General features: G+C 70.2%; 7 protein-coding genes and 1 rRNA gene. 6 read left to right on the top strand and 2 right to left on the bottom strand.

From position 1 onward, the window contains the following. The first annotated feature begins 136 nt into the window (after nucleotides 1-136). From ABZ887_RS38245 to ABZ887_RS38265, 5 genes are read left to right on the top strand one after another with little or no spacing between them, the layout of a single operon-like run. Nucleotides 137-967, top strand: coding sequence for a hypothetical protein (locus tag ABZ887_RS38245; protein WP_361300348.1), 831 nt, complete (start codon nucleotides 137-139; stop codon nucleotides 965-967). Beyond that, a complete protein-coding gene (locus ABZ887_RS38250; protein WP_361300351.1) occupies nucleotides 957-2,312 on the top strand; it encodes a hypothetical protein in 1,356 nt (451 codons plus the stop codon). The genes ABZ887_RS38245 and ABZ887_RS38250 overlap by 11 nt, the downstream gene beginning before the upstream one ends. Continuing rightward, nucleotides 2,309-3,868 carry an SCO6880 family protein gene (locus tag ABZ887_RS38255; protein WP_361300354.1) on the top strand — a complete coding sequence of 520 codons (1,560 nt, stop codon included), beginning with the start codon at nucleotides 2,309-2,311 and terminating at the stop codon, nucleotides 3,866-3,868. Before ABZ887_RS38250 ends, ABZ887_RS38255 begins: the two co-directional genes overlap by 4 nt. A 14-nt stretch (nucleotides 3,869-3,882) precedes the next feature. Continuing rightward, nucleotides 3,883-5,298 carry an ATP-binding protein gene (locus tag ABZ887_RS38260; protein ID WP_361300357.1) on the top strand — a complete coding sequence of 472 codons (1,416 nt, stop codon included), beginning with the start codon at nucleotides 3,883-3,885 and terminating at the stop codon, nucleotides 5,296-5,298. A gap of 12 nt (nucleotides 5,299-5,310) precedes the next feature. Next, nucleotides 5,311-6,810 carry a type IV secretory system conjugative DNA transfer family protein gene (locus ABZ887_RS38265; protein ID WP_361300360.1) on the top strand — a complete coding sequence of 500 codons (1,500 nt, stop codon included), beginning with the start codon at nucleotides 5,311-5,313 and terminating at the stop codon, nucleotides 6,808-6,810. On the opposite strand, the gene ABZ887_RS38270 is transcribed toward ABZ887_RS38265, so the two are convergent. Beyond that, nucleotides 6,807-7,373, bottom strand: a complete 567-nt coding sequence (locus ABZ887_RS38270) for a GNAT family N-acetyltransferase (protein WP_361300363.1) — start codon at nucleotides 7,371-7,373, stop codon at nucleotides 6,807-6,809. The two genes, ABZ887_RS38265 and ABZ887_RS38270, sit on opposite strands and share 4 nt — an antisense overlap. A 71-nt stretch (nucleotides 7,374-7,444) precedes the next feature. Here ABZ887_RS38270 and ABZ887_RS38275 point away from each other — a divergent pair, with 71 nt between their 5' ends. Beyond that, complete coding sequence (locus ABZ887_RS38275; RefSeq protein ID WP_361300366.1) at nucleotides 7,445-7,993, top strand: cysteine hydrolase family protein; 549 nt, start codon at nucleotides 7,445-7,447, stop codon at nucleotides 7,991-7,993. 74 nt (nucleotides 7,994-8,067) lie between these two features. Here ABZ887_RS38275 and rrf read toward each other — a convergent pair. Further along, nucleotides 8,068-8,155, bottom strand: a 5S ribosomal RNA gene (gene rrf / locus ABZ887_RS38280); the annotation flags it as partial.

Below are 8,155 nucleotides of genomic sequence, written 5' to 3' on the forward strand. Positions count from 1 at the left end.
CTGCACCTCCCTTTCCCCCGTTCCGAGGTTGCGTTTCCCTGATGTCGAGTCACCACACCGCGCCCGCGCGGGAACCAGCACGGCTACCGTCGTACTGCTACGCGTTCCGGTACGACGTGGAGGGGGAGTACCCGGCATGAGCCTCGGAGACGAGCCCGGCTACCCGGAAACCGGCCACACCCGCACCCGCCTGCCCGAGGACCCGTACGGCGGCGCCTCCCGCCGTGGCGGCCGGTCCTCATCCAGAAGCCTGGTCACCGTCGTCGGCGTGGTCGTCCTCCTCATCGCGGCGATCGCCTTCGCGAACAGAGGCGACGGCAACGGCTCGTCGACGACGACCGACACGGGCGCAAGCGGCAGCGGAAACCAGCCGGCTTCCTCGTCGACGGCGGCCAGCGGCACGAAACCCGTCGAGGCGAAGAGCGGGGGCATCCCGAGCGGGTTCGCACACAACGCGCAGGGGGCGCAGAGCGCGGCGGCCAACTACGCGGTGACGCTGGGCTCGACGGGCATGTACAACAAGGACGACCGGCACCGCATCGTCAGCAGCCTCTACACGCCGGCCGCGGCCGCCAAGCTCCAGAGCCCCATGGACGCGGCCTACTCGACGAGCTTCCTCGCCAAACTGGGCCTCGACGCCAACGGCAACCCGCCGAAGGGCAGCACCTTCGTGTCCCGCACGGTCCCGGTGGGCACCGAGGCCGAGCAGTACAGCGACAGCACGGCCAAGGTCTCCGTCTGGTACATGGGGCTCATCGGCATGTCGGGCACCTCCTCGACCAACCCCGTGACCACCACCTGGAAGACCTGGACCTTCGACCTCCAGTGGGACGGCAACGACTGGAAGGTCGGCTCGGACACCCAGACGGACGGACCAGCGCCAGTTCCCGGTGACGACCAAGCCGCCACCTCCGATGCCATCAGCAAGGCCGTCGAGCAGTACGGAGGGTTCACTTATGCCCGGTAACCCGCGTCGTGCCCTCAGCCTCGCCGGCGTGCTGACCGCCGTACAGGCAACCGCCGTACTGCTGGCCACCCGGGCCGCGGCGGCGCCGTCGCCCTCGGCCAGCCCCTCGGCCTCGCCCTCACCCACCGCCTCGCCGAGCAGCGACTACTGCGCCGGAATCACCGGCCCCACCAAGCAACTCTGCGAAAGCGGCTCCGGCGGCAGCAGCGGCTCCACCACCGACCCCCTCACCTCCACCCTCGACCCCCTCTCCTCCCTCGCCCAGGGCTGTGCCAAGGCCGCCTCCTGGACCGTCGACAAGCTCAGTGACGCCGTGAAGGAGACCGCCAACGTCGACTTCACCAACGAGAAGTTCCTCCAGCAGTACGCCGTCGTCTTCGCCGCGTCGACGATCCTGACCCTCCTGCTCTGGCTGCTGGCCGTGGCCAAGCGCGCGGTGCGCGGCGTCCCCCTCACCACCGCCATCTCCGAAGCCATCGGGTTCCTCTGGCTGACCGTGCTGGCCTCCGCCTTCACCCCCCTGATCCTCTACACGGTGGTGTCGGCGACCGACGGCGTCACCGACGTCCTCGCCAAGACCACCGGCGACCAGACCGACACGTTCTTCGGCACCTTCTCCGCCGCCCTCAGCAAGGGCGACGACATCGGCGGCGGCCCGATCATGCTGATCGTCGCCTCCCTGGTGAGCATCCTCGCCGCCGGCGTCCTCTGGCTGGAGCTCGTCATCAGGGCCGCCCTGCTCTACGTCGGCGCCCTCCTCGGCACCGTCGTCTACGCCGGCCTCGTCGACAAGAACCTCTGGGGCCACGTCCGCCGCTGGGCCGGCATCATGATCGCCGTCATCCTCGTCAAACCGGTGATCGTGATCGTGCTCGGCCTCGCCGGCGCCCTGTCCTCCGACGGCGGCCCCGACGCCTTCTCCGCCGTCGTCTCCGGCCTCGCCATCATCCTGCTCGCCATCTTCGCCAGCGCGATGATCTACCGCTTCGTCCCCGGCTTCGGCGACGAGATCGCGAACGGCCGCAACAACCGCATCATGCAGGGCGCCGAGGGCAAGGCCGCCGCCGTCATCAGCAGCCCCGCCAACCTCGTCGCCCAGGGCATCAGAACGCACAGCGCCCGCGCCGACAACAACGGCGGCGGGGGCGGCGGTTCCGGCTCCTCCGGTGCCCGCCCGTCCAACCCCGCCTCGGGCGGCGTCGCCGCGCACAGCACGCGCACCCCGAACGGTGGTGGCGGCGGAACTGTCCCCTCCGCCGCACCCGCACCCCGCGCGCCCAGCCCGGCGAACACCCCGCACGCCGGCAACACCCGCAACAACAGCTCGGGAGGTGAAGGGCGTTGACGACAGAGTCCCACCTGTCCCATCCGATCACGCCCCGCCGTACGTATCTCATCGGCCGGGCCCGGCCGAACGCGATCATCGGCAGGAACCGTGAGACCGGCGAGATCGCCCTGATCATCGCGGGCGCGTTCCTCGGCATGATGTGCGGGCTCCTCGTCCCGGTCCTCTCCCTGCGGATCGTCCTGCTGATGGGCTTCCCGCTGATCGCACTGGCCGCGGTCTACGTGCCGTACAAGCGCCGGACCTTCTACAAGTGGTTCGAGATCAACCGCAGTTACAAGCGGAGCCTGCGCCAGGGCACGGTCTACCGCTCCACCGCCGCCGAGGCCGGCACCCGCATCGACGGCCGCGAGGTCGAGATCGGCCCCCCGCCCGGCATCGGCCGCATCAGCTGGCTCGCCGCGCCCTTCGGCCCCGACGAGATCGCCGTCCTCCTGCACGCCGACCGCAAGACGGTCACCGCCGCCATCGAGATCGAGGGCCCCGGCGTCGGCCTGCGCGACTCCGAGGACCAGGAAGCCCTCGTCGACCGCTTCGGCACCCTCCTCAAGCACGTGGCGAACGGTGACGGCTTCGTCACCCGCCTCCAGATGCTCGCCCGCACCCTCCCCGCCGACCCCGACGCCCACGCCAAGGACGTCGCCCAGCGCGGCGACGAGAAGGCCGCGGACTGGCTGGCCCGCTCCTACGACCAGCTCCAGTCCATGGTCTCCACCAGCAGCGAGCAGCACCGCGCCTACCTCGTCGCCTGTATGCACTACTCCCGCGAACTGGCCGCCGAGGCTCAGGCGATGGCCCGTGCGGCCCGCCCCCAGTCCGGCCGCAAACTGGACCGCGACGCCGGTCTCGCGGTCGTCATGGCCCGCGAGCTGACCGACATCTGCTCGCGCCTGCAGGAGGCGGACATCCGCGTCCGCCAGCCCCTCGGCCAGGGCCGGCTCGCCTCCCTCATCCACTCCATGTACGACCCGGACCACCCCATCGACCACATCCAGGCGATGACCCAGCGCAACGCCTGGCCGGCCGAACTCGACGCCATGGAGCCCACGTTCCTCCAGGCGAAGACCCGCGAGTCCAGCACCCGCCAACCCTGGTGCCACGCCACGGCCTGGGTGAAGGAATGGCCGATGACCCCGGTCGGCGTCAACTTCCTGGCGCCCCTGCTCGTCCACACCCCGGACGTCATCCGCACGGTCGCCGTCACCATGGACCTCGAACCCACCGAGGTCGCCATCGAGCGCATGCTGACCGAGAAGACCAACGACGAGGCGGAGGCGTCCCGCGCCGCCAAGATGAACCGGACCGTCGACCCCCGCGACATCGCCGCCCACAACCGCCTCGACCAGCGCGGCGAGGACCTGGCCAGCGGCGCGGCCGGCGTCAACCTGGTCGGCTACATCACCGTCTCCTCCCGCACCCCGGAGGCCCTCAACCGCGACAAGCGCACGATAAGGGCGTCCGCCGGAAAGTCGTACCTGAAGCTGGAGTGGTGCGACCGCGAGCACCACCGCGCCTTCGTGAACACACTGCCCTTCGCCACCGGAATCCGAAGGTAGAGGCTGATGCGCTGATGAGGGACCCGCTGTCCGTCCTCACCGAAGCCTTCACGTCCTTCCTCTTCGGGAAGGTCGAGACGACCCGCTCCCCGGTCCGCACCTCCACCGGCCAGGCCCAGGCGGTCTACCTCCCCACGGCCGCACCCGGCCTCGGCGACTCCGGCGTGATCATCGGCCGCGAGGTGTACTCCGGCAAGGGCTACATCTACGACCCCTTCCAGCTCTACGGCCAGCAGCTCCCGGCCCCGCACTGGCTGGTCCTCGGCGAGTCCGGCAACGGCAAGTCGGCCCTGGAGAAGACCTACGTCCTGCGCCAGCTGCGCTTCCGCGACCGCCAGGTCGTCGTCCTGGACGCTCAGGGCGAGGACGGCGTCGGCGAGTGGAACCTCATCGCGGAAGAGCTGGGGATAACACCCATCCGGCTGGACCCGATGGCCGCTCTGGACCACGGCATCCGCCTCAACCCGCTGGACCCGGCGATCACCACCACCGGGCAGCTGGCGCTCCTGAGGACCATCATCGAAGTGGCGATGGGCCACGGCCTCGACGAACGGGCCGGCTTCGCCCTGAAGGTCGCGCACTCCTACGTCAACGAGACGATCCTCGACCGCCAGCCGGTGCTCACCGACATCGTCGAGCAGCTACGGCACCCCGAGCCGGAGTCCGCCGAGGCGATGAACGTCGCCATAGACGACGTACGGGCGTGGGGCCTGGACGTGGCCCTGGTCATCGACCGTCTCGTCGACGGTGACCTGCGCGGCATGTTCGACGGCCCGACCACGGTCGGCATCGACCTCGACGCCCCGCTCATCGTCTTCGACCTGTCCCACATCGACCGCAACTCCATCGCCATGCCGATCCTGATGGCGATCGTGGGCGTGTGGCTGGAGCACACCTGGATCCGCCCCGACCGCAAGAAGCGCATCTTCCTGGTGGAAGAGGCCTGGCACATCATCGCCAGCCCGTTCGTGGCCCAGCTGTTCCAGCGGCTGCTGAAGTTCGGCCGACGGCTGGGTCTCTCCTTCGTCGCGGTGGTGCACCACCTGTCCGACGTCGTGGACGGCGCGGCGGCGAAGGAGGCGGCGGCGATCCTGAAGATGGCGTCGACAAGGACGATCTACGCCCAGAAGGCGGACGAGGCGCGGGCGACGGGCCGGGTGCTGGGCCTCCCCCGCTGGGCGGTCGAGATCATCCCGACGCTCACCCCCGGCATCGCGGTCTGGGACGTCAACGGCAACGTCCAGGTGGTCAAACACCTGGTCACGGAGACAGAACGCCCGCTCGTCTTCACGGACCGCGCGATGACCGAGTCGTCCAGCGACGTACTGAACCCGGACGACGTCCTCCTCGCCGCCGAGATCGAAGCGGAACAGCGGGCGGCGGCCTTCGTGGAACAGCACCTCGGCGACTCCGAGTCGACGGTGGCATAGGGAGGACCGTCCGTGAGACCGGACCCTCGGCAGGAGCGCGACCAGCAGGGCGGCGGGATCCCCGACGGCCTGCTGATCGGCATACTCGGGTTCCTGCTCGGCATCACGATCCTGGTGTGGACGGCGACCGGACTGGCGGCCTGGTTCGCCCAGGGCAGCTGGCCGTCGACGGTCAACCTCTCCCACACCCCGATCGCGATGCGCCACCTCATCGGCGCCCCGCACGACATCACGGGCGCCTGGCCGGACACACCGGCCGCCCAGCTGTCGGGCTGGGGGCTGTTCTGGGGCCTGTTCATCGGCCAGCTGATGGTCCTGGTCGTCCTCGCCGTGTTCGTCCTGGGGACGGTGACCCGCTGGCGGGCCGGCCGGAGAAGACGGGCGGCGACGGCGAAGGCCGGAAGCGCGGCCGCCGCGGTACCGGAACCCCGCACCGGACCGGCAACCGTCCAGGAGGCCCGTCAGCCGGCTTTCCAGGAGGCGATCCAGGAGCCGGCCGTCCCGATGCCCGTCCCGACGCCCGACGCAGAACCGGAACGCACCCTCGAGGACCTCCGCCCCACCCCCAACGGCGACCGGCCGGGCACCTGGACCAGAATCCACATCGCACCGCGCGAGAGCCGACAGGCGACCGCGACCCAGGCCATCCAGGACGCACTCGGCCCCGCCCTCGTCGTCACCTCGAACGCCACCCTCTGGTCCGAGACGAAGGACGCCAGAGCCAAACTCGGCCCCGTCCTCCTCTACGACCCGAACCACCTCTGCGACACCCCCGCCCGCTTCCACTGGTCCCCCACGGCCGGCTGCGAGGACAAGCACACCGCGATCCAGCGCGCCCACGCCCTCCTCGCCCCGGTCAGCCCCACCGCGAGGATCGACCAGATCCTCACGGACACGGCCGAGACCCTCCTCCGCAGCTACCTGCACGCCGCGGCCCTGGAGAACCGCACGATCCGCCACGTCCACCGCTGGGCACAGGGCACCGGCGTCCAGGACGCCGTACGCACCCTCCGCACCCACCCGAAGGCCGCCCCCGGCTCCGCCGGCGAGCTGGAGGCCGCCCTCACGTCCCACCCCGAACGCCGGGACATCGCCCAGGAACTGACGGCCAGGGCGCTCGCCGCCCTCTTCACCGTCAACATCCGCGAGGCCTGCACACCCAACCGGTCCGATGCCCTCGCCCTGGATTCCTTCATCGACGAAGGGGGCACCCTCTATGTGGTCGGTGAATCCATCGAGGACCCCAGGACCAACCCCGGCGCCATGCCCCTCCTGACGGCCCTCGCCTCCAGCGTGGTCGAGCACGGCCGGCGCATGGCCGAACGGTCATCCTCCGGTCGGCTCGACCCACCACTGACCCTGGTCCTGGACGACGTGGCGGCCGTGGCCCCGCTCCCCCAGCTCCCCGACCTCCTGGCCGGCGGCACCGACCGGGGCCTGCCCGCCCTCGCCCTGCTCCGCTCCCACGAACAGGCCCGCTCCCGCTGGCCGCACCGGGAACTGCCGGTCTAGGACGGCCACTCCCGAACGAACTCGACCTCGGTCTCGGCCTCGTCCTTGAAGAACGGCACGAGCACCCCGCTCGGCACGAACCCCGCCTTGCGGTACGCCCCCTGGGCCCGCGGGTTCTCCGCGTGCACGAGCAGCCGCACCCGCTCCGCGCCCCGCTCCCGCGCCCACTCCACACCGGCGTCGAACAACGCCTTGACCAGCCCGCTCCCCCGATGCTCGGGCCGTACGAACACCCCCACGACATGCCCCTGCCGACGCTCGACCGGAAACCCGGCCCAGTCCGTGGTCCCGGCCTCCTCGATCAGCACGGTCCCGGTCCCGGCCCACTCCCCGTCCGCCGCCACCGCGACGAACTGCCGTGCGTCACTCGGCTCCGCGGCCGACCGCGTGGCCCGCTCCTGATAGAAGGAGTCCGGCCGCTCCAACGCCTCCTCATAGCTCTCCAGGAACGCGATGTCCGCGACCGGGTCCCGCAACGCGGCGAGCCGCAACCGCTTGGCGGCCTCCCACTCGTCGGCCCGTATCGCACGAATCACGTAATCACCGCTGGTCGTAGCACTCATGCGGTCACGCTAACGCCCACCGCCCGTCGCACTCACCTGGTTTGTCAGTGGCGCCGTCTACGGTGGGCGTCATGACGACTCTTCCGAACCGTCCGAACACCGCCCTGCTGATCGTGGACGTGCAGAACGGGGTGGTGGACAGCTCCCACAACCGCGACGAGGTCATCGCCAACATCAACACCCTGCTCGCCAAGGCCCGTTCCGAGGCGGTCCCGGTGGTCTGGATCCAGCACTCCAGCGACGAGCTGAAGCCGGACAGCGCCCCCTGGCAGTACGTGCCGGAGCTGACCCGCGAAGCGACCGAGCCCCTCGTCCACAAGCGCTACGGGGACTCCTTCGAGGACACCGAGCTGGAGTCCCTCCTCGCCGAACGCGGCGTGGGACGCGTGGTCGTGACCGGCGCCCAGACCGACGCCTGCATCCGCTCCACCCTGCACGGCGCGATGGTCCGCGGCTACGACGCGACGCTGGTCGGCGACGCCCACACCACGGAGGACCTCACCGAGTACGGCGCGCCGGCCCCCGAGCAGGTCGTCTCGCACACGAACCTCTACTGGAGCTGGCAGGAGGCCCCCGGCCGAAAGGGCGGCACGGTCAAAACGACGGACATCACCTTCTGAATGCCAGTACCTATACAGCACCTATAACGCAGAAAACCCCCGCATCAATCGATGCGGGGGTTTTCCTAATATTTGTTCGGCGGTGTCCTACTCTCCCACAGGGTCCCCCCTGCAGTACCATCGGCGCTGTAAGGCTTAGCTTCCGGGTTCGGAATGTAACCG

Origin of the sequence: Streptomyces sp. NPDC047061 (assembly GCF_040643955.1) — a bacterium.
In the GTDB taxonomy this organism is placed as follows: domain Bacteria; phylum Actinomycetota; class Actinomycetes; order Streptomycetales; family Streptomycetaceae; genus Streptomyces.